The 20,988-nt window shown below is 34.4% G+C and carries 23 protein-coding genes, 2 tRNA genes and 1 riboswitch; of the genes, 17 read left to right on the top strand and 8 right to left on the bottom strand.

Going from position 1 to position 20,988, the window contains the following annotated elements:
• The coding region (locus ACECE_RS27280) for a transposase (protein WP_010681276.1) at positions 1 to 600 on the bottom strand (600 nt) is incomplete at its 3' end.
• Positions 601 to 760: 160 nt separating this feature from the next.
• Here ACECE_RS27280 and ACECE_RS0211055 point away from each other — a divergent pair.
• The 7 genes from ACECE_RS0211055 to ACECE_RS0211020 all read left to right on the top strand — a co-directional run bounded on the left by ACECE_RS0211055 (position 761) and on the right by ACECE_RS0211020 (position 6,988).
• Positions 761 to 2,629, top strand: coding sequence for a polysaccharide deacetylase family protein (locus ACECE_RS0211055; RefSeq protein ID WP_010681275.1), 1,869 nt, complete (start codon positions 761 to 763; stop codon positions 2,627 to 2,629).
• A 122-nt stretch (positions 2,630 to 2,751) separates the two neighbouring features.
• Positions 2,752 to 2,931, top strand: a riboswitch (cobalamin riboswitch).
• A 113-nt stretch (positions 2,932 to 3,044) separates the two neighbouring features.
• A complete protein-coding gene (locus ACECE_RS0211045; RefSeq protein WP_010681273.1) occupies positions 3,045 to 4,004 on the top strand; it encodes an ABC transporter substrate-binding protein in 960 nt (319 codons plus the stop codon).
• Positions 4,005 to 4,008: 4 nt separating this feature from the next.
• Complete coding sequence (locus tag ACECE_RS0211040) at positions 4,009 to 5,025, top strand: FecCD family ABC transporter permease (RefSeq protein ID WP_026073798.1); 1,017 nt, start codon at positions 4,009 to 4,011, stop codon at positions 5,023 to 5,025.
• Positions 5,026 to 5,028: 3 nt separating this feature from the next.
• On the top strand, positions 5,029 to 5,793 hold the full coding sequence (locus tag ACECE_RS0211035) for an ABC transporter ATP-binding protein (protein ID WP_010681271.1): 765 nt from the start codon (positions 5,029 to 5,031) through the stop codon (positions 5,791 to 5,793).
• A complete protein-coding gene (locus ACECE_RS0211030) occupies positions 5,790 to 6,449 on the top strand; it encodes a Dph6-related ATP pyrophosphatase (RefSeq protein ID WP_010681270.1) in 660 nt (219 codons plus the stop codon). Before ACECE_RS0211035 ends, ACECE_RS0211030 begins: the two co-directional genes overlap by 4 nt.
• Positions 6,450 to 6,623: 174 nt before the next feature.
• Positions 6,624 to 6,699: transfer RNA gene (locus ACECE_RS0211025), tRNA-Val, on the top strand.
• A 213-nt stretch (positions 6,700 to 6,912) separates the two neighbouring features.
• Positions 6,913 to 6,988 (top strand) — tRNA-Thr (locus ACECE_RS0211020).
• Between the two features lie 20 nt (positions 6,989 to 7,008).
• Here ACECE_RS0211020 and ACECE_RS32595 read toward each other — a convergent pair.
• A complete protein-coding gene (locus ACECE_RS32595) occupies positions 7,009 to 7,437 on the bottom strand; it encodes a CPBP family intramembrane glutamic endopeptidase (protein ID WP_205410172.1) in 429 nt (142 codons plus the stop codon).
• Positions 7,438 to 7,486: 49 nt separating this feature from the next.
• On the opposite strand from ACECE_RS32595, the gene ACECE_RS32590 reads away from it, so the two are divergent.
• The 4 genes from ACECE_RS32590 (at position 7,487) to rpmE (ending at position 11,389) form a co-directional block, all read left to right on the top strand.
• Positions 7,487 to 7,807, top strand: a complete 321-nt coding sequence (locus tag ACECE_RS32590) for a hypothetical protein (protein ID WP_162862523.1) — start codon at positions 7,487 to 7,489, stop codon at positions 7,805 to 7,807.
• A gap of 320 nt (positions 7,808 to 8,127) precedes the next feature.
• Positions 8,128 to 8,787 carry a hypothetical protein gene (locus ACECE_RS0211010; protein ID WP_010681268.1) on the top strand — a complete coding sequence of 220 codons (660 nt, stop codon included), beginning with the start codon at positions 8,128 to 8,130 and terminating at the stop codon, positions 8,785 to 8,787.
• Positions 8,788 to 9,157: 370 nt separating this feature from the next.
• A complete protein-coding gene (gene rho / locus ACECE_RS0211005) occupies positions 9,158 to 11,044 on the top strand; it encodes a transcription termination factor Rho (protein ID WP_010681267.1) in 1,887 nt (628 codons plus the stop codon).
• A gap of 135 nt (positions 11,045 to 11,179) precedes the next feature.
• On the top strand, positions 11,180 to 11,389 hold the full coding sequence (rpmE, locus tag ACECE_RS0211000) for a 50S ribosomal protein L31 (protein WP_010681266.1): 210 nt from the start codon (positions 11,180 to 11,182) through the stop codon (positions 11,387 to 11,389).
• A 115-nt stretch (positions 11,390 to 11,504) separates the two neighbouring features.
• Here rpmE and ACECE_RS0210995 read toward each other — a convergent pair whose 3' ends face one another.
• From ACECE_RS0210995 to ACECE_RS0210975, 5 genes are all read right to left on the bottom strand, one after another.
• On the bottom strand, positions 11,505 to 12,614 hold the full coding sequence (locus ACECE_RS0210995) for an amidase domain-containing protein (RefSeq protein ID WP_010681265.1): 1,110 nt from the start codon (positions 12,612 to 12,614) through the stop codon (positions 11,505 to 11,507).
• A 1,048-nt stretch (positions 12,615 to 13,662) separates the two neighbouring features.
• On the bottom strand, positions 13,663 to 13,872 hold the full coding sequence (locus tag ACECE_RS0210990; protein WP_010681264.1) for a hypothetical protein: 210 nt from the start codon (positions 13,870 to 13,872) through the stop codon (positions 13,663 to 13,665).
• Positions 13,865 to 15,040, bottom strand: coding sequence for an ArsA family ATPase (locus tag ACECE_RS0210985; RefSeq protein WP_010681263.1), 1,176 nt, complete (start codon positions 15,038 to 15,040; stop codon positions 13,865 to 13,867). The genes ACECE_RS0210990 and ACECE_RS0210985 overlap by 8 nt, the downstream gene beginning before the upstream one ends.
• Before the next feature lie 150 nt (positions 15,041 to 15,190).
• The gene (locus ACECE_RS0210980; protein WP_010681262.1) at positions 15,191 to 15,676 is read right to left on the bottom strand and encodes a MarR family transcriptional regulator; all 486 of its coding nucleotides are present in this window, start codon (positions 15,674 to 15,676) and stop codon (positions 15,191 to 15,193) included.
• Between the two features lie 90 nt (positions 15,677 to 15,766).
• Complete coding sequence (locus tag ACECE_RS0210975; protein ID WP_010681261.1) at positions 15,767 to 16,903, bottom strand: SpoIIE family protein phosphatase; 1,137 nt, start codon at positions 16,901 to 16,903, stop codon at positions 15,767 to 15,769.
• A 178-nt stretch (positions 16,904 to 17,081) separates the two neighbouring features.
• Here ACECE_RS0210975 and yyaC point away from each other — a divergent pair, with 178 nt between their 5' ends.
• Positions 17,082 to 17,687, top strand: a complete 606-nt coding sequence (gene yyaC, locus ACECE_RS0210970; protein ID WP_010681260.1) for a spore protease YyaC — start codon at positions 17,082 to 17,084, stop codon at positions 17,685 to 17,687.
• Between the two features lie 226 nt (positions 17,688 to 17,913).
• A complete protein-coding gene (rd, locus tag ACECE_RS0210965; RefSeq protein WP_010681259.1) occupies positions 17,914 to 18,072 on the top strand; it encodes a rubredoxin in 159 nt (52 codons plus the stop codon).
• Positions 18,073 to 18,165: 93 nt separating this feature from the next.
• On the opposite strand, the gene ACECE_RS31075 is transcribed toward rd, so the two are convergent.
• The gene (locus tag ACECE_RS31075; protein WP_010681258.1) at positions 18,166 to 18,306 is read right to left on the bottom strand and encodes a hypothetical protein; all 141 of its coding nucleotides are present in this window, start codon (positions 18,304 to 18,306) and stop codon (positions 18,166 to 18,168) included.
• A 345-nt stretch (positions 18,307 to 18,651) separates the two neighbouring features.
• On the opposite strand from ACECE_RS31075, the gene ACECE_RS0210950 reads away from it, so the two are divergent.
• The 4 genes from ACECE_RS0210950 to ACECE_RS29310 all read left to right on the top strand — a co-directional run bounded on the left by ACECE_RS0210950 (position 18,652) and on the right by ACECE_RS29310 (position 20,850).
• On the top strand, positions 18,652 to 18,990 hold the full coding sequence (locus ACECE_RS0210950; protein ID WP_010681257.1) for an anti-sigma factor antagonist: 339 nt from the start codon (positions 18,652 to 18,654) through the stop codon (positions 18,988 to 18,990).
• Between the two features lie 144 nt (positions 18,991 to 19,134).
• Entirely contained in the window at positions 19,135 to 19,851 is a 717-nt protein-coding gene (locus ACECE_RS0210945; RefSeq protein WP_010681256.1) for a gamma-glutamyl-gamma-aminobutyrate hydrolase family protein, read from the top strand.
• A gap of 167 nt (positions 19,852 to 20,018) precedes the next feature.
• On the top strand, positions 20,019 to 20,183 hold the full coding sequence (locus ACECE_RS31070; RefSeq protein ID WP_162862464.1) for a hypothetical protein: 165 nt from the start codon (positions 20,019 to 20,021) through the stop codon (positions 20,181 to 20,183).
• A 100-nt stretch (positions 20,184 to 20,283) separates the two neighbouring features.
• Positions 20,284 to 20,850: a DUF6431 domain-containing protein gene (locus tag ACECE_RS29310; RefSeq protein ID WP_010249406.1), complete on the top strand. Its 567-nt coding sequence runs from the start codon at positions 20,284 to 20,286 to the stop codon at positions 20,848 to 20,850.
• The last annotated feature ends 138 nt before the right edge of the window (positions 20,851 to 20,988 follow it).

The following is a 20,988-nucleotide window of genomic DNA, read 5'->3' as shown; positions in this document are numbered from 1 at the left end:
TTCTTTGTTTGCAGAGGCTGAAGAAGGCATAAGGCTATAAGCCATTTTATATACATCGACATCAGGCTTGTCCTTGTAGAAAGCCTTGAGTTTTTTTATGATAGAATTTATGAACTTTGGGTTATTCTCAGTTACAAAGGTTTCAATACCTGAAGTATCATAAGCGATAGTGGATGCAAGAGTAGTGTTAATTTCCTGGCAAATAGGTTCTGTAATATCTACAAGGTGGTTAAAGAAGTTTTCCAGGTAAATAACGAAATCTTGTTTGAACCGTGTAAACTGAGAGTTATGAGGGACGTCTGGAAGGCCACAGAATTCACGGGCTTCATGGCATAAATTAAGAAAAATAATGAGTAGCGAAACTGTAGGAATGCCAAGAATTTTCTGCAGAACTAATGCTGAAAGCATTGAAGAGAGTGAATATTTACGGTCTCTCCCTAGAGTTTTGTGGTAAGACCAATAAAAATCCTGTGGTATAAGCGAAGATAAATCAAGATGTTGTGAGAGTAGCTTAAGAAATTTTGGCTTATTATTTTGAAAAACATCTTTACATTCTTCGAATGTGTCAGCAAAAGAAATTTGTTTATAAAGTTTTACCATTTGTTTTCCCCTTCTCTTGTTTAAAATTGGATTAGATACCTATATTTTACTAGAAGCAGAGGGGGAAAACAATAAAAATATCAATTTGAAATGCAGTAAATTCAAGCGTTATAGCATTTCGCAAATAACTATTTGATTTCATGTAATAAGGGGGATTTGAATGAACTCAAAAAAATGGTTTTTGTATTTTTTATTTGGAGCTATAGCAGCATTATTAATTGCTTGTTCGATAAATTTTTTCATAGATCCTTTTGGTGTTTTTGGAGATCCCGTTTTAAAATGGTATGGGTATAATATTACTAATAATCCTAGGACTGGAAAGATTGCATATATTGATGAGCACCATAATGAATATAATTCTTATATAATTGGAAGCTCAAAAACTAGTTCAATATCACCGGAACTGCTAAATAAATACTACAAGGATGCAAAGTTTTATAATATGTTTATGTATGGTGCAGATCTTGCACATGTTGAAAAAACATTAAAATACTTAATAGATCATTATGAGGTAAAAAATATAGTTCTAAATTTAGGAATAAGTGAATTGGAAAAGTACAATAATGAAACTACTGATGAAAAAGAGGAATTGCATGCAGAAGTTTCGGGAAAGCCATTGATGAATTTTTATTTAAAGTACTTAACTCTAAATCCTAGCTATAGTTTTGAAAAAATACAAGCTTATATATCAAGAGATTTAATGGATAAGCCCAATAAATATGATGTTTTTTTGCCTCAGACAGGTGTTTATAACAAGACGAAAAGGGATACTGAAAATATCCCAAATATTAATGACTATATAAGTCAAATTGGAAGCAACTCTTTCAGAAATTATGATAAATTTCAGACCAGTAAGGCAGATAAATGCTTGGAATCAATTCAAAGGATTAGTGACTATTGTAAAGCAAAAGATATTAATTTAAAAGTGATAAGCTCTCCTAACTATGATTCAGAGCTTCATGCATTTAACCTCGAAAAAGTAAAGGATTACTGGATTAGACTGAGTAGAATAACTGATTTTTGGAATTTCTCTGGCTATAATGAAATTAGTAAGGATCCCCGCTATTTCTATGATTCTGTTCACTTCAGAAATCTAGCAGGTCAGATGATGCTGGGTAAAATCTTTAATGATAAAGATATTTATTATCCTGAAAACTTTGGAGTTTATATGACAAAGGACAATGCTAATGAATTGTGCAACAAAATCCTAACACCCAATAATGGCTTTACAAGCTGTTTATTATCTGAAAAAAATACTGAAACGGTTAAGGTTCCTATTCTTATGTATCATCACATTGTAAAGGATAATGAGTCTAAAAACTCAGCAACTGTTTCTATTTCAAAATTTAGAAATGACATGGAGGAAATAAAAAGAGCAGGATATACAGCTATATTTGTCAAAGATTTGATATCATACGTTGATGGAGTTGCAAAATTACCGGAAAAGCCTATTGCAATAACTTTTGATGATGGTTATAAAAGTAACTATGACTATGCTTTTCCTATTCTTAAGGAACTAAATATGAAAGCAACAATAAGCATTATTGGTTGGTCAGTTGGGAGAGACAAGAGAATAAATTCCAATGAACCTATTTTACCACATTTTAATTACCAGGAAGCCCTTGAAATGTTACAATCCGGTGTGATAGATATTCAAAGCCACAGCTATAATTTGCATGAGAGTACCGATAAGTATCCTCGAAGAGGTAGTGATATAATATCTAATGAAACTACTAAAGATTACTGCAATGTTCTTGTGAAGGATAATGAAATGGAAGTAAAAAGTATGGAAGAAAATTTAAAAATAAGTCCAACAGTTTTTACTTATCCATATGGCTTGTCCAACATTTTATCAGAGCAGATTTATAAAGATTTAGGCTATAGAGCCACTGTGGTTATTGGCAATAAAGTAAGCAAAATTCAAAAGGGCAATCCTTATACTCTTTATGGTTTAAATCGCATAGATGTCTCTGAAGACATTTCCGGTGAAAAGCTGGTTGAAATGATTGCTAAAGAGAGTGATAAATAATTTTTTTAATAAATTTAGATGATTTACTTTATTTTTGAATATCGGAACTAGCTCTTGCATTTTGAAATAATCTGTATTTTTTGGATTGAATTATTGTTTATAAAATGTTATGCTTATGAAAGTTGAATATGATGATAATTGGTTTCGGTTTGATAGCCGAATTAAAAGGGAAACAGGTGAAAGTCCTGTACGGTCCCGCCGCTGTAAAGGGGAGATGCTGGAAAAGATGCCACTGGGAAACTGGGAAGGCTTCAGTATCGTTGAACCTAAGTCAGAAGACCTGCCTATTTCATTGCACAAATTTCTCTACGAGCGATAGGGGGTGCTGGCGTGTTGCTATTTAAATTAGTATATCCATAACCTCTTGATCTTTGGTCAGGAGGTTTAATTTTTGTGTTGAAAGGAAAAATGAAAAATGAAAAAAATATTATTGTTATTAACAGCTGCTGTTTTGGCATTTAGCTTTATATCATGCAGCAAAAACCCAAATACTCCAGATAGAAATGTAACTGAGCCGGAAAGTAATGTTGCCAACGCTTCCGGTACTTTGCCGACAAAGGATCCGGCAGGAAACGATATAGTAGTTCCGAAGAATGTAAATAGAATTATTTCGATGGCACCGGCCATCACTGAAACAATTGTAGAACTTGGACTAGGTGATAAAATAATCGCTATAGATAAAAATGCAAAAGGTATCAGTGGGTTGAAAGAGGGAATTTCTGAATTTGATATGATGGCACCGGATCTGGAAAAAATGATGAGCTTAAAACCAGATATGGTTTTGACTTCCGGAATGAGTGAGGTTGATAGTACAAAAGAACCGTTCAAGGCATTAAAGGATGCAGGTTTGTGTGTTGTAGTAATTCCTACGAGCAATTCAATTGAGGCAATCAAATCGGATATAAAGTTCATCGCAGATGCGACTGGAACTTCTGCAAAAGGTAAGGAAATAATTGAAAACATGGAAATGGAAATAGCTAACATAGCACAAGTGGGTAAGAGCATTGATAATAAAAAGACTGTTTATTTTGAAATAGCAGCCGATCCAAATATGTACAGCTTTGGTTCGGAAGTTTTCTTAAATGAGATTATAGAACTTGTTGGAGCAAAAAATGTATTTGCAGATCAGAAAAGCTGGATAAGTGTGAGCAACGAAGCTGTTGTTTCTAAAAACCCGGATATTATTCTGACGAATGTAAATTATATGAAGGAACCAGTTAAAGAAATTAAGGCAAGAAAAGGATGGGAAAACATGAAGGCATTGAAGAACGGAGATGTTTATTACATTGACAATTCTGCAAGTTCGCTGCCAAATCAAAATATCGTAAAGGCTATGAAGGAAATTGCAAAGGCAATATATCCCGACAAATATTAAGAATATGAAATTAAAGATAATTTTAGCATTAGTAGTAAGTATTATTATTTGCATATTGGGTGTTGCCATAGGCAGCGCTATGATTCCATTTTATGAAATTCTTGCGGTAATTACAAATAAGGTGTTAGGTGCAAGTGGGGCTGTTAATATCGATAAAATCACAGCATCTATTATTTGGGATATACGTATTCCAAGAGTGCTGATGGCATTTGGGGTAGGTGCAGCTTTGGCGGTCAGTGGTGCTATAATGCAATCAACACTAAAAAATCCACTTGCTTCATCATACACGCTGGGTGTTTCATCAGGTGCTGCCCTTGGTGCAGGTATTGTCATGATAACAGGCATTACGATTCCTATGCTTGGGCTTTTCACTCTTCCGACAGTTGGGCTGATTTGCGGCTTGCTGACCGTTTTAGGTGCTATGGGATTTGCTGCTGGTGTGGATAGAAATATGGAAACGAATACTATTATTCTTACAGGAATGGTGTTTACACTATTTGTAAATGCAATGCTTACAATAATATCTTCGCTGAACAGGGAAGATGCCCAGAGACTTATAATGTGGCAATTTGGCAGTTTCTCACAGAAAGATTGGAGATATGTGATTTTATTTTTGCCGGTTGCCATAGTGCTGATAATTGTGACAATGTTTTTTGTAAGGGAATTGGATATTTTGACTTTCGGTGAAGAGCATGCAAAAGCTGCAGGGGTTGAAACTACTAAAGTGAAATGGATTCTGCTCGTGTTGGTGTCGGCATTGACTGGCTGTGCAGTTTCTTTTACAGGCATAATCGGATTTATAGATCTTGTAGCTCCCCATATTGTCAGGAAATTATTCGGTTCGAGTCATCGGGTTGTTATTCCGCTTTCGGCACTATTTGGAGGTACATTTATGGTATGTGCCGACCTTATAGCGAGAACAATAATTTCTCCATCGGAGCTCCCGGTTGGTGCGGTAACAGCGCTAATTGGTGCACCATTTTTTGCATACATATATTTTTCGGGGAGAAAGAGGAGATAAAATGTGTTAAAGCTTGAAAATGTCAGATGTGGATATGAGGAAACTGAAGTTCTAAAGGGAGTATCTTTCGACGTGAGAGAAGGTGAAAAAATTTGCATAATTGGCCCTAATGGCTGTGGCAAAACTACACTTCTTAAGGCTATTGCAGGTCTCATTAAAAGTGAAGGCAAAATTTTTCTGTCCGGTATTCCTCTAAACAAAATGAAAAGATCACAAATTGCTTCAAAGATAGCTATTTTAAGGCAGAACGAGGCAATATATTTCTCATATACAGTATTTGAGACTGTTATGCTGGGGAGGTATCTCCATATGAAAGGGGGAATATTTGGAGGGCCAACAAAAACTGACAGTGATTTTGTACTTGATTGTCTTGAAAAAGTCGGAGTTATAGACTTAAAAGACAGGCAAATAGATACTCTATCAGGTGGACAACTTCAGAGAGTATTCCTTGCAAAAGCTTTAGCTCAGGAACCTAGCTTGATTTTACTGGACGAACCGACAAATCATCTTGATTTGAAGTTTCAGATTGAGCTTGTAGAATATTTGAAGCAGTGGGCAAAAAAGGACGGTCATTCGGTAATTGGCGTACTTCATGATATAAACCTTGCAATGCATTTTGCAGATAAGATATTGCTGCTCGCTGACGGGAAGGGTGCACTATATGGAGATGCGCATATGTTTACAGATGGGAGATTGTTAGAAGAAATTTATCATATGGATATAAAAAGTTATATGCAAGAATCATTAAAAATGTGGGGGACCAGATGAGCAAAAATACAAGTAAATTTGTTGCGTCATTTAGTGGCGGAAAAGATAGCATGCTTGCTATATGGAGGGCTATAAAACAGGGAATGGTACCCTTAGAGTTAATTACGACTTATAATATAGATGCCAAAGTTTCGTGGTTTCACGGGGTACCAGATGAATTGCTTATGAAAATTCGGGATTCTATTGGGATTCCAATAAATCTTGTTAGGACTTCAGGGGATGAATATGCCGCTAATTTCGAAAATGCGCTAAAAAAAGCAAAAGAATGCGGTGCTGAAGTTTGTGTATTTGGTGATATAGACCTTGAGGTACATCGTACATGGTGCACAGACAGGTGTGATGCTGCTGGGATAGAAGCTTATTTTCCGCTTTGGAATGAGAGCAGGGAAAGTCTTGTATACGAGTTTATTGATAGCGGTTTTAAAGCTATAATAAAAGTAGTTGATAACAAAAAACTATCCCCAGAGTTTATAGGTAGTTTGTTGACAAGGGAGACAGTTAATAAAATAAAAGAATCAGGTGCAGATATGTGTGGTGAAAACGGAGAATACCATACATTTGTATATGATGGCCCTTTGTTCAAAGAGCCTGTAAATTATAAAATAAATGATGCGATGATTTTTGAAAACTATACATTATTAGACATCAATATTTAAATTTCCAGCAGAATTTTTATTTAATTACTTTAAAGCAAAGGGTTCTAAAGTTGAATGGGGCTAAACGCCCCGGGAACTTTAATTTTAATAATTTTGAATTTCCAAAAAAATATAATTGACTTGTTTAAGTAATTAGTGCTATAATAGGACTTGCCTGTTAGGTGATAAATTTATGGGCGCTTAGCTCAGCTGGGGGAGCACCTGCCTTACAAGCAGGGGGTCATAGGTTCGAGCCCTATAGTGCCCACCATAAATTTAAATAAAACAGCTCTTGCGATAAGTAAGAGCTGTTTTATTTTATTCCGGAATATGACTGTATAAGCCATTAATACCTAAGAGAATACCTGGTAAAAAGCTGGGCAAATTTTCTTAACAAAAAGTGTTGACATGAATAAATTCTGCTGTTATACTATCAAAGTGTCAGGGCGAAACAAACAGAACCTGAACGATATATAGTAAAAATGCTGGTGTAGCTCAGCAGGTAGAGCAATTGACTTGTAATCAATAGGTCGGGGGTTCGATTCCGTCCACCAGCTCCAACATAAATGGCATTGAGAGATTACTCAATGCCATTTATGTTTTTTTGTTTCACCCATAGAATATATATTGACGATAAAGAGATCAGAAAGCTAGCGACTAGTATAATCAGGCTGTATTGTTCTAATTGTTGGTTTATAGTTATTTCACTCAATATTACGTTAAGGGTATTAAATGATAAATGTATTATTATTGGAGCAAACAGGGATTTGGTAGCTACGAAAACAATACCCAGAACTACTCCCGTCACAAAGGCATAGGAGCTTTGCACAATATTAAAATGTATTACTCCAAACAAAACTGCCTGCACAATTATTGCTGCTGCAGCAGGCATAATTTTTCTGAGCTCATTCAAAATAAAACCTCTGAATATTATTTCTTCCATAATAGGAGCCAGTATACCAACGGCTAAAAAGGTAACATAGAAGTTTCCGCCCATTATATTTTCCATTAGATTATCATAGCTGCCAGGTATTTTATCTAAAGGATAGATTGAGTCTATGTATGATAGAACTAACATGATAAATACAGCTAAAGACAGCCCTGTAATTAAGCTTAATGCCGAATCAGTGGCACGTATTCTATTAAAACTGCAAATCTTTATAAAACTTTCCTTTGTAATTTTGGAAGCTAAGGTATATAATGGTAGTGAAACGAATATGGAAATTATCACAATTAAAGTTGTATTGCCAAGTACATCTTGCTGTACAGCCATTAAAGCATCATTTGTAATAGACAGATCTGCTGAATGGTTTGCGAAGAATTCAATTGTTTTTATTACTGTAAATATAATAGTTACAAGGATCTGGACTCCAAAATAGATTGATAAGTATAACAAAACCAGAGCAGATGATTTGAGATATTTATGCATGACAAATAACATCCTTTCAACTTTTAGGTAGTTTTTTATTAATTATATAAAATTATATAATTTAGTTCCAGTAAAATATTACATATATGTTTTACCATAATCTAATGTGGCTATACTTAGAATTGTCTTTTGTTTTAAAAAAGCTCGTGTAAGAGAAACTGTAGTAACCCCTTTATTTTAAAATTAGGATTTTTAATTTTACAAAATCAGTGAGGAAAAGGAGGATTTTTTTATTCCCTGCACGAATTATATTATATAGAGGTGGGAATAATGATAATTGATGCCAGTACAACCATTGCTTATAAATGCTCATCCTGTGGTACATTTGAGTTCGTTAATATTACACTTTTTGAATTATCATTTGGAAGAGAAGCAGCTTTTAATTGCCGCTGCAATGGGTCAATGCTGGTTATAAGCAAAGAAAACACCGATAGCTATAAAATTGCTATACCATGTATTGGGTGTGGGACGAGCCATGTTTACATTTTAGAGAGAAAAGACTTCATAAAACCGGACGTAAGTATATTCTATTGCCCAAAGACAGGTATACAGCAGTGCTTTATTGGGAGCGACAAGGATGTTAGAAAAAGAATTGACAATCTGGAAAAAGAATTTGACGAATTAATAAATATGTTGGGATATGACAGCTACTTTACAAATACTCAAGTTATGTTTGATTCGCTCAATTTAATACATGATATTGCGGAAAAAGGTAATTTATTTTGCGAATGTGGTAATGATGATATTGAATTATTATTGCTATCTGATAAAATTTATTTAAGGTGCAAAAAGTGCCCTGCCAGCAAAATATTATATGCCTCTACCAATGAACATTTAAGGGAAAACTTAAAAGTAAAACAGATATTATTATTGGATGAGGGTCTTGGTTTGGGAAATTTGCCTTTTGAGTCTCTTATTAGAAAAAAGTGATATTTTAATAATTCTGTGAAATCTAAATTATAATATATAATAGCTTTAAAATAACGATTTTGGGGAGCCTTAAACAGTTGAAAAGGGTTAATTCTGGAACTCACATCAATAATGAAATATTTATTTTTAAAAACTCCAATATAATCAATACATTGCACATTTTGAAGTTCATAAAAATTACTTAACTGTAAAAATTATGATTGACAAGTATTAGGGGTATTGATATAATAACTATTGTTTATGAGTTAATCTACGAATCTTCTCGAAGTATTAACCTTTCCTGTAATAAAGGTTTTACTGATTGTTATCTAAACGAATGAACTCCCAAATAGTGGAATTATATATAATCTATATTTTAAGGTGGTGCAACATGGAAGGTATTAATCTTATGGATAAAACGCTTGAGGATTTGCGCTATATAGCAAAGATGATGGGACTAAAAAATTTATCCAAATACAAAAAAAATGAACTTATCGAAATAATATATAAATCTGGCAACGGGGAAATAATTGGAGCTATGCCTGTAAGTGATCAGGATTCTGTAAATGCCTCTGAAGCTAATAATGTGGATTTTGCAGGTGAGGACGTTGAAAATTCAAAAGGCATAGAAAAACAAATTGAAGTCAAGCAAGATGAAAATGTTGCAGACACAGATGATTCTCCTGTAGTTCTGAGAAAGTCAAAACGCGGAAGGCCAAAGGCTAACAAATTTTCTGAAGAAAAGATTGAGCCTGAAGTTGAGCTTGATATTAAAGAAGAAAATATAAAGCTAGATACAGAGGCAAAAAAGGATAATGTTATAAAGGAAGAAAAACAAGAAAAACAAGAAAAGCAAGAAAAGCAAGAAAAGCAAGAAAAGCAAGAAAAGCAAGACATCATAATTAAGAAAGATGATGTAATTAAACAAGATAATGTTGTCAAATCAGAAGCACCAAAAAAAGTAGAAACTATTATTAACGATAATGCCAAGAAGGAAGAAAAGGTAGAAGTACCACAGAAAGTTGAGTTTGAGGCAAAACCAGTTAAAGAAATGCCGCAGGAAAATGAAAACGCCAGACCTAAACCACCATTCAAATATCAGGAACAGAGAAAAGAAAATGAAAATGCTCCGCAAGCAAACGGGTTTGAGAAAATTGAAAGCGATGATCCTGTAGAAGGTGTTTTAGAAGTATTACCTGATGGCTATGGTTTCTTAAGAAGCGATAATTATCTTTCAGGTCCTAAAGATGTTTATGTATCACCATCACAAATCAGACGTTTTAATCTCAAAACAGGAGATAAAATAAAGGGAAAAGGGCGTATACCCAAGGAAGGTGAAAAGTTCCAGGCGTTGCTATATGTCCAAACAGTTAATGGAGATCCACCTGAGGTTGCGACAAAGAGAGTTGCGTTTGAGTATTTAACACCTATATACCCTGATCAGAGGATTACCCTTGAAACAGCGCCCAGGGAGTTGTCAACCAGATTAATTGACTTGATAGCACCTATAGGTAAGGGACAACGTGGAATGATTGTTTCACCTCCAAAAGCCGGTAAAACAATTCTCTTAAAGAAAATAGCAAATTCTATAACTGCAAATTACCCTGATATAGAGCTTATAGTTTTGCTTATAGATGAGCGTCCTGAGGAAGTAACAGATATGCAGCGTTCCATAAAAGGTGAGGTAATATACTCCACTTTTGATGAGGTTCCGGAGCATCACATAAAAGTTGCTGAGATGGTACTTGAAAGAGCGCAGAGGCTTGTTGAGCAAAAGAAGGATGTTGTAATACTTCTTGATAGTATAACAAGACTTGCAAGAGCATATAACCTTACAATACCACCGACAGGAAGAACTTTGTCAGGAGGTCTTGATCCCGGTGCACTCCACAAGCCAAAAAGATTTTTTGGAGCTGCAAGAAATATCGAGCATGGTGGAAGTCTCACAATTATGGCTACAGCTCTTATCGAAACAGGCAGCAGGATGGATGATGTAATATTTGAAGAATTTAAGGGAACTGGTAACATGGAGCTTCACTTAGACAGAAGGTTGTCAGAAATGAGGATATTCCCTGCGATAGATATTAATAAATCCGGAACACGTAGAGAAGAACTGTTGCTTGACCAAAAAGAGCTTGAAAGTGTATGGGCTGTGAGAAAAGCAATGAGTAATATGGGAACAGCTCAAGTTACTGAAATGATTATTAACAGATTAATACAAACCAAGACAAATATAGAATTTGTTGGAAGCATCAATGTTGAATTCGATAAAAAATAGTTCTTGCTTATACTGTATATTTGTGTTAAAATATTTTTTGCGTCGGAAGATGTTTTATGTAAGACAATTTAGACTAAAATGCCCTCGCGTTTAGGGCTTTACTTACAGATATTTATTCGAAAGAAGGTGAATAGAGTGAGAGAAGGTATACATCCAAATTATCAACAAACTGTTATAAAGTGTGCTTGCGGTGCGACTTACAATACTGGTTCAACCAAAAAAGACGTGCACGTTGAAATCTGTGCAAATTGCCACCCTTTCTTTACAGGTAAGCAAAAACTTATAGATGCTGGTGGACGTGTTGATAAGTTCAAAAAGAGATTTGGTATCGTTGATAAAGAATAATGTTTATGAAAATTTTATAAACTTATAAAATAAGAGATCGGAATTACCGGTCTTTTGTTTTATGCATTTGTAAGTCTATTGCTCAAAAGCTTATTTGGTTTAATTAGCAAAACTTCTAGAAATGAACCCTAACAAACCAAAATGATACGTCCTTATTGTTCCATCCTAAATCCCATGGTACTCTATATCTGTCTGTATTATGGCAGTTAACAAGAGAGTATCCTTTGGAATCTGCTCCAGTTACAACAGATATGTGGGTTACTTTACCTTTTTTTTCATAGGCAACAAAATCTCCTGGCAGTAGCTTGAAAGATGCCTTAAATACCTGATTATATGTTCCTCTAGCTATCAAGGATGCTCTTCCGTTGTACAACATAAAGTCTTTAAAAGCTTGGGCGTTTACCCATGCCTTACTGCCATCCTTAATATAATTCCAGGCACCTGTTTTCTTGAATTTGCCACCTTCAAAAAGGATTTGTGATGCAAAATTTGCACAGTCACCTCCTAAAGGATTATAATCTAGGTATTTTTTATTATAACTGTAGCCGTACTCCTCAGAAGCAGCGGCACCACAATAACGATCTGCGTATTCAACAGCATTTATTCTTCTTTGATTTAGATCTGAAAAATCTCTTGAATTTGATGAAAGCAGGTAATTTTTGAATTCTTCTGTTTTTAGATTTTCGTTGCCTAAGGAATCAGCAAAAGGATCGGTATACCATTCTTTTGTGATTAGCAAGTTGTTATCGCTTTTTTCCAATCTTAAAGAATGATATGTACCAATTCTGAAGAAGTTTTCTGTTTCGGGGGCATTCTCATAAACATATTTGTATTCGGTAGAAGCAATAAAGTAATAAGATGTGGCATTACCGTTTTCTTTAGCAGATCTTATTTTGACTTTAGATACTATATTTGAAAAAACTATACCCTGCTTTTCGGCCCAACTATGGAGATATTTCATCTTAGTCAATTGATGCTCACAGGCCCATGTTCCGAGCTTTGTATTTTTATTATAAAGCGATTTTAATGCTTCTGTATTTTCTTCAAGAAAGGCAGTGTTTCTGACAGAGAGAATTTGTTCAATTATTTGAGTGTGAGTTTCATCTACATTTACATCGGTCGAGACCGGTGAAGCAACATAAAATGATATGCTAAGAGCAATAATTATTAATATAAATGTAAATAGAATTACATATGATCTTTTAATAGTTAGGAAAAAAAGCATGGTTCTACCCCTTATATGTTTGTTCATAAAAGTATATGATAAGGAATAGCTGAAATATTACTTGCATGAATTATAAAAGTAAAAATTCCATTGGCAGAATGCCGGGATTTTTGGATATTTGCTTCGCAAATTTCTCAAATAAAAAACGATTAGTTTGTATGGGAACTAACCGTTTAAAACTTATAAAGGGAGGATGTTACATCTCAATCCTTTTTTATATATTTCTGAAATAACGTACAGGAAGGGGGAGTAATGAACTCCAAACCCGTTGCCGAAATCACATAGTTTTACATAAATAGTACATATCTTTTTGCGTCTGTTGCTGAATAGGAAATTATATTAAATACTGCAAGTTAACATAAAGTTTGTTTTGTATTGTAGTTCATTGAAAGTATGATATTAGCTAAAAAGAATTTAAATATGTGTAAGAAATTAATGCTGCAAGTAATTTTATTAAGTATAGATTATATAATGTTATTTATTACCTTCATGGTGCAAAGTGATTTCACTAAACTGCTACTCCCCCTTTGGTCAAGAAGATTGTTAAATCTATATAAAATACTTTCTATAACTTGAGAAAGCATTTATTTTCTATTTATTTAATGTAAATACTACGAATTATCTTCTGTAATAAATAATATAATAACTTTATGAACTATTGGTTACGAAAAAGTTAAAACTTAATGAATTTTTTAATTTGCTTATAAAAGAAAAATAGCCCTGCTTTTTATTCAAGCAGAGCAGGAGTATCCAACTTTAAAAGTATGGAATTTATATTATTTGAGGATTAGCATGATTTATTACCAACCATAGTTGGTAAAGTTCCAGTTCGCCAAACAAAAATGTTTTTGCTGACTTTCGATATAGTAATTCAGAAGTATAATGTTTTTTGAGGGGGCTATAAAAATAAAAAAAATAAAAAATTTTAAATTATTTTTCATTTTTTTAAATTAGCACCTATTTTTCAAGTAGACTATTTCGAAGTACTATATGTTTAAGAAATTTTGTAAAATTATAACACTTCGAAACCTATATATTTAATTTCACATTAATCGATATTGATATTTGTAATGTTTTTCCCGGGTTTTTTTGTTGAAGGGGGTTCTAAATATTCTATTGTTACTTCATTTATAGCTTTTAAAAGACTGAATTTGAGATTGTCAATATTTGTTCTTGCACCTTCAGGCAAGAGTTTTTCTGCACAATCAATAATTTGAAGCTTTGTTTTAAACAATATCTTAATAAGCTCTTCATTCATTTGATTCACCACCAAATTTTATTTTTAAAGCTTCGTCTTCAAATCTCGCACCTTTTACTGTGTAATTTAGCAAGGTTCTTGGAAGTGTGATGGTTCGCTTTATATTTCCAACCTTGATTATCAATTCATCAGACTTTTGATTAAGTGACAGGTCTTTTTTATCAGCAAAGGGCATGTAGATTGTAAGTGTATATTCATTGCCTTCTTTTGAAATATTTTGAGTTCTTGTGTTGTAATATATCCTACTTGGATTATTGCTTCCAAATACCTCATCGCCAAGCCTATTAAGGATATCAATCCCAACGACTTCTCTTTCAAACATGGGAGCATAGAATATTGGGACTGGAGAAAAACTTTCGATTATCATTTGCTTATATTTCTTTTGTATGTCTTTCCATACCTTGAAATAATCATCGGTTACACTATCGGGAATTACCCTGTTTACTACTATGGCATCTACGTTAAAGTTATATATATTTAAATAAGTAAAGCTTCTTTGAGCCTCCTTTATAACCATTTTTTCCGGGTTTACAACTACTCTTATACTTGTTATTTCCCTGTCTGAAAGTATGTGCTTCATTTCATCAAGTTGATTATATATATTTTCGATTTCATCCATTACATTATCGCTTGGAAGCGGAATTCCCATTAATGGTTGTGCAATAGGTCTTGCAATTTTCATAACGGTCTTCTTTATTGGGAAAAGCTTATCCATCCACCATCTTAGCATTTCAGGGAAGCTCAACAGGGCAAGGGTTTCACCGGTTGGAGCACAGTCAATTATTATTACATCATATGATTTTTCTTTATAGTACTTTAGTATTCTGAGCAGGCTCAAGAGATCTTCGATTCCAGGGAAAACCGTTAACTCCTCGGTGGTTATATCCTTTACAGTTTTTGAAGTAAAAAGTGTGGTAAGGTACTCCTGAACCTTTCCCCAACCTTTTTCAACTTCGTGTATTGAGTCGATTTCCTGCGCCCAAAGGTTCTCTTGTATTTCCTGAGGCTCTGGTGACAGCTTTATATCAAGTGAATCTCCAAGGCTGTGCGCCGGATCAGTGCTAACTACCAATGTTTTTGAACCTTCTATTGCGCATTTCAGTGCAGTAGCAGCTGCAATGCTTGTCTTTCCAACTCCACCTTTACCAGTATAAAGAATAATTCTCATAAAAAACACCTCCTAAAATTACGTCTTGCAAATATTTCGCAAGCCGAAGTATTGCTTATATATCAAGCCCATATGAAATGGGCTGATTAACTGTTAGAGAAATTATGGTGCAAAAGTTCTCAGCAACTGAGGTGCATCTCACTGTAATTTCTACTCGATATCAATTTTCTTAATTTTATTGCTTTCAGTCCCTTCAGTCTTCAGGGGAGTATTCCTCTTATTGAGGACATCAAAAACCTTCATTACTGCTTTAATAAGCACAGTCCGTTCTTCATCGGTAAGTGAATCATCTACAATTTTGATATAGCGCGATATGGTTTCTTTCAACTTATTTACTATAGACTTACCGTTGTCTGTAAGTTTGATAACAACTATCCTTCTGTCATTGTCACTTCTTTCCCGCGCCAGGTATTTGTTTTTTACAAGTCTGTCTACTATTCCAGTGGCAGTACTCATGGGTGTATTTATAAACTCAGCAACTTGGCTCATTATAACTTCCCCGCGGTTATCGACAAGAAGCAGTACAAACAGCTCGGACTTTGAAAATGATAAGTCAAAGTCAAGCCAGTCTTCCGGGGAAAAGAGCTTTTTAAAGTTATCAATAAAAAGTGACATTATCTCAGGGTAATCAAACATTATTTCCTCCTTAGAATAGTTCGTAACACGAAATATTCTATTTAAATAATAATACTTTTTCATATATATGTCAATAGAAATATAAAAAATCTATTTGATCTTGATAAGTGCCATTGTTATGTCATCCGGGACTTGGGTATACATTTCGATTCCGGCAAATTTGGATGCAGCTTCTATTATTTGGTCAAGGATAATATGCGGGCTTGAGTCTTCCTTTTGTAAAACGCTGACAAGTCTATCCTCTCCAAATTGCTCATGATCAGCATTCTTTAACTCAACAATTCCGTCAGTATAAAGGAAAAGTCTGTCACTCTTTTCAAGAGCCAAACTCCTATCTATATATACGGGGGCTTCAACCCAATTGCTTATAGGGATGCCAGGTATTCTTAACAGTTCAAATTTGTTGTTGGCCGGGTTAAAGATAATAGGTGAAACATTGTGACCAGCGTTAGAATAGACAAGGGTATTGTTTTCTAAGTCTATAATGGCGTAAAAAACAGTAATATAAAAATCCTGATCTGAATAGTCTCTGTTAAATTCCGTATAAAGATTTTTTAGTGCGGCAGCGGGTGATAGAAGATTTTTATTAATGGATGAACGCAAAAAGACCGTGAGCATGGAAGCTGCAACGCCATGACCTGAAACGTCTGCTATATATACTCCAATGTGTTCAGCATCAATTTTGAAAATATCAAGAAAATCCCCGCCTAAAGTCTCACAAGGCTTGTAAATGTATGAAAATTCAATTTTATCTTCAGGTAGTTCCTTAGGCAATAGACTACACTGGAGTTTTCTTGCTATATTGAGCTCACTTTGTAGTTTTTTGTTCTGCTTAATGATTTCTTTCTGCAGGTTTTTCATTTCGGTTATATCACGTAATACTTCAACTACAGCTATTATATTGCCTTCGTTATCTTTAATAGGCGAACTCATAACGGAATAGGTGCGATCTAGAATCAGCTCTTCCTTATGTTGTGGAATACCATTGAAGACAGCTGACCGAGATACACAGTTTTCACAAGGGGTATCCCTGCCAATTGCAGTATAACACTTTTTACCTACAAGGTCTCTTTCCAGAGCTTCGGACATGGCTTTATTTACATAGACCAGATTGTCATCTAGGTCTATTACCCGAACCCAGTCGTACATCCCGTTGACTATATATTCAATCATGTTACTGAAGTTTTTCTGGCTGCCTGAGCTAAGCTCATTTTCATATGAGTTCATAATATTATCCTTTCAAAGATGGATGCAGTAAGGCTTTTCATAAAATATTCTACAATGATAATAACAAAGTACATAGGCAATATCAACAGAAATAAAATGGGCAAAACACAAAAAGAGTAATAAAACAACAATTTTGGGTAATAATAATAATAGATCTATCAATTATAGGAGCCAAAATATGTTTATTAAAACATCATGTAAGCAGCTTTATATTGATATGAACAGTAAGTTGGCATTTAAGACACTTACAGATACAATGTATGCCATTATTGGGAATTCATTAAGAAGCGGATATAAATCAATAGTATTTGTGTGCATAGGAACTGACCGGTCTACAGGAGACAGCTTAGGTCCTCTTATCGGCTATAAGATTTGCAATTTGGAATATAAAAATATTTTCGTACATGGCAGCCTAGATAACCCGGTACATGCAAAGAATATTGACAAGGTAATGGAACACATTCAGAATTACTATGACAAGCCCTTTGTAGTTGCAATAGATGCATGCCTTGGGAAAATGGACCATGTAGGATATATTACAATAGGAGAAGGATCTATAAAACCGGGCTCAGGGGTTAAGAAAGACCTTGCACCCGTGGGTGATATGTACATAACCGGAATTGTAAACTTTGGAGGTTTTATGGATTACCTCATTCTCCAAAACACTAGATTGAGTCTGGTTATGAAAATGGCAGATACAATTTCAATGAGTATTAAGTATGTTTTATGGCAAATAAGCAATGATCCTGCACTATCTTCCTTGTTTTGCAGTTCAAATGCATAAATTGTAGGTAAAGAAAAGGGTTTTAAGAATTGAAATATTCTTAAAGCCTTTTTCTTTTGAGGAGTTTGCGAAGCAACGGTCTTAAAGTTGGAAGGACTAGATGACCAAAGTTTTTTGATTTTCGGTAATTATAAATAATTTGTTTAAATCGGGTAAAAATATGGTATTATTATTAATAACTTTTGTAATAAAATGATTCAAATACTAAAAAAGGAGATGATATTGGATGGATAAATATGTATGCACAGTATGCGGGTATATATACGACCCGGCTGTTGGAGACCCTGATGGAGGTATTGCTCCTGGAACTTCGTTTGATGATATACCAGATGAGTGGGTTTGTCCGGTATGTGGTGTTGGAAAGGATTCATTTGAAAAGGCATAATGGCAAAAAAAGAAATCCTGATTTTATTAGGATTTCTTTTATATTAAGCAGTGAATTTAAAAGTGAAAAAATGTTTATCTCTAAGTTTGCAGGTCACTGAGCCAGTTCCAATAGAGATTTATCTACCCATTTCACATAATCTTTTTCGATAAACAAAAGTACTTCATTATCCATCCAGGTAAGAATTACTGCTTCATTATCATAGTATTTAACTTTCTGGCCTGTATAAAGCATATAATATTCCTCCTATCTTTTGTAAGGTACATCATACTTATTTTGAATATCGGCTTAAAGTCAATATACTTTAGCACATTATGCTTAATTTAATTCATATTATATAGAAAATTATTGAAATAAGACTTTTATTAATATATAATAAGCATAGCAGTTGGTAGGTAAGTACTTCTAATCCACTTCTTGCTATTATTTGTATATAATTCTTTGCTGAAATTTTTTATAGTTAAGGGTCCTGTAAAATTTTTTGATTTGACTATTGGGTGCAGTAATAGTAAATTAAATGTATAATCTAAATCCATAACATGTTGCAGTATGTATTTCGACCTAGAGGGGGTTTGTCATATGAAATTCGAAACAAAAGAGATGGATGGAGTTAAGATCATTAAACTTACAGGACAAATAAGGATATCTACTCAAAATGAGTTTAAGGACTTACTTGATAGTTTAGCTAGAGAAAATGAAGGCAAAACAGTTATAATCAGCATGGATGGCGTTATATATATGAATAGTGCAGGCTTGGGTATTATTATTGACACATATAAAAAGTTTAAAGAAAAAAAAGGGAAAATGATTCTTTGTAATTTAATGCCGGATATTGAGAAGCTTTTTGAGGTGACAAGGCTTAATAGATTTATTGAGATTTATGAAACAGAAGCGGAAGCATTGAGCAAATGTAACTGATTCAATTGGAAATCAAGGCGTTCTCAGACCGGGGTATGAACTGATTTGAGTACGCTTTTTTATTTGAAAAACTCTTATTTGTATAACACAATATGGTAAGGTAGCATATAATTGCTATATATCAAATAATGCGAGGTGTGAAAAATGCCAAATAGCAGACCGATAATTGGAATATCTGCCGGATTTGACTATAGTGAAAATAGGCTTTTTATCAATAATGGGTACATTGAAGCAATCAGATTAGCTGGAGGATTGCCTGTCCTTCTACCTGTAACTAATGATACCGAATTACTAAAACATATTATTGGGCGTTTCGACGGTTTTCTGCTTTCTGGTGGAAGTGATGTAGATGCCAGATTTTGGGGAGAGCCAAACTACACTTTTGGTGGAGAGATTTCACCGCTAAGAGATGAACCGGAGTTGTTTATAGCAAGAGAGGCAATAGCTGCCGATAAGCCGATTCTTGGCATATGCAGAGGATGCCAGGTAATGAATATTGCCATGGGTGGAACTATTTATCAGGATATTTATGCTCAGCAGGTGGGGAAGGAAATTTACAAGCACTCCCAAAATGCGCCAAAATGGTACCCTACTCATGATATTTTTATTGAGAAAGATACCAAGGTGTTTAAGGCACATCAGGAAGAGATAATACGGGTTAATTCGTTTCATCACCAGGCAGTTAAGGATGTAGCTCCCGGTTTTATTGTATCTTCAAGATGTGGGGACGGTATTGTTGAATCAATAGAGCATATTAGTTGCAAGTTTGCGGTGGGTGTGCAATGGCACCCGGAATTGATGTGGGAAAAGGATAATACTTATTTGAAGATTTTTGTTAAGTTTGTTGCTTTATGTAAGTGAAGATTTGTGGTAATATGTTTAAGGTAATATTATATAAATTTTGGTGAGCACTTTGTGGATTATTTGTGGATATTGCACAAATAAAGTCGAATAAAGTCGAATTATACAGAATTGTTGAATGTTATGTTTCGATATGATAGATTATTAAACAACGGGAGAGGAATCCTATGGGTTACAAAGCTATTTTAGATTTTTTAGCTGTGTCGCTTCCTGAACAGCTTTTGATGGCCCTTTTTGCGTGGGTACTATTAGGAAGAAAAGATAGAGTGTTTCTGCCCGAGTTAAATGTCATGGAACTGCTCAGGTTGCGTGACCGTTTACAGATATGTTAATATCTTTCCGAAGAGAGTTTTAGGAGGGATATGGAAAGAACTTTGAGTTTTTACGTTAAATGCACCACCATTTAACCTCAAAGTTCCAACACACTGTAAAATGATAATAGCATATATTGGCCGAAATGTTAAGGACTATCGTAAAAATTTTTTGTTGTATCTGGAGAAAACAAAGTTCTTCTGCCCTGTATGTGGTAATAATACAGAATTTCATGATCGCTACGACAGACATGTACATATAGATGATAAAATTGAATGGATAGTAATTCAGCGTGTAATATGTGTTGGATGTGGTAAAACTCATGCAATACTTCCGGATTTTATCAGACCCTACAAGCATTACTCTACAGCAGATATTGAGTTCGTACTCCGGGATGTTGAGGAAGGAACTACATATGAACAGGTGGAGGCAACAGCAAGTATCTCAACAGTGAAAAGATGGTTTAAAGAGTTTAAACAACGAGGTTGTCAAGCAATAGGAGCATTAAGAGCCTTACTGAATAATATTTTTGATAAAACCATTAACGAAGTTAGGCTCACTGGACTTAAGATGTTTGAAACATTGGAATACATACTTGATAACTTCCCTAAAACTGAAAGTAACAGTCTTTCCATTGGGGATGCAAACATATGGCTTACACACTACATAGCAGGTGTTTATGTATAAAGAAATTCCCACATAGTTTGAACTGGTGACCGCAAGGTTCTCCTGTTAATCTTTAAGAAAAAAGTACAGGAGGGGTTCAAATGATCAGAAATGAAGAACTAGAAACAGCTTTAAAGCGGCATGAAATGATAGCACCGC

Origin of the sequence: Acetivibrio cellulolyticus CD2 (assembly GCF_000179595.2) — a bacterium.
GTDB lineage: Bacteria > Bacillota > Clostridia > Acetivibrionales > Acetivibrionaceae > Acetivibrio > Acetivibrio cellulolyticus.
This window is presented reverse-complemented; position numbering and strand designations above follow the sequence as displayed.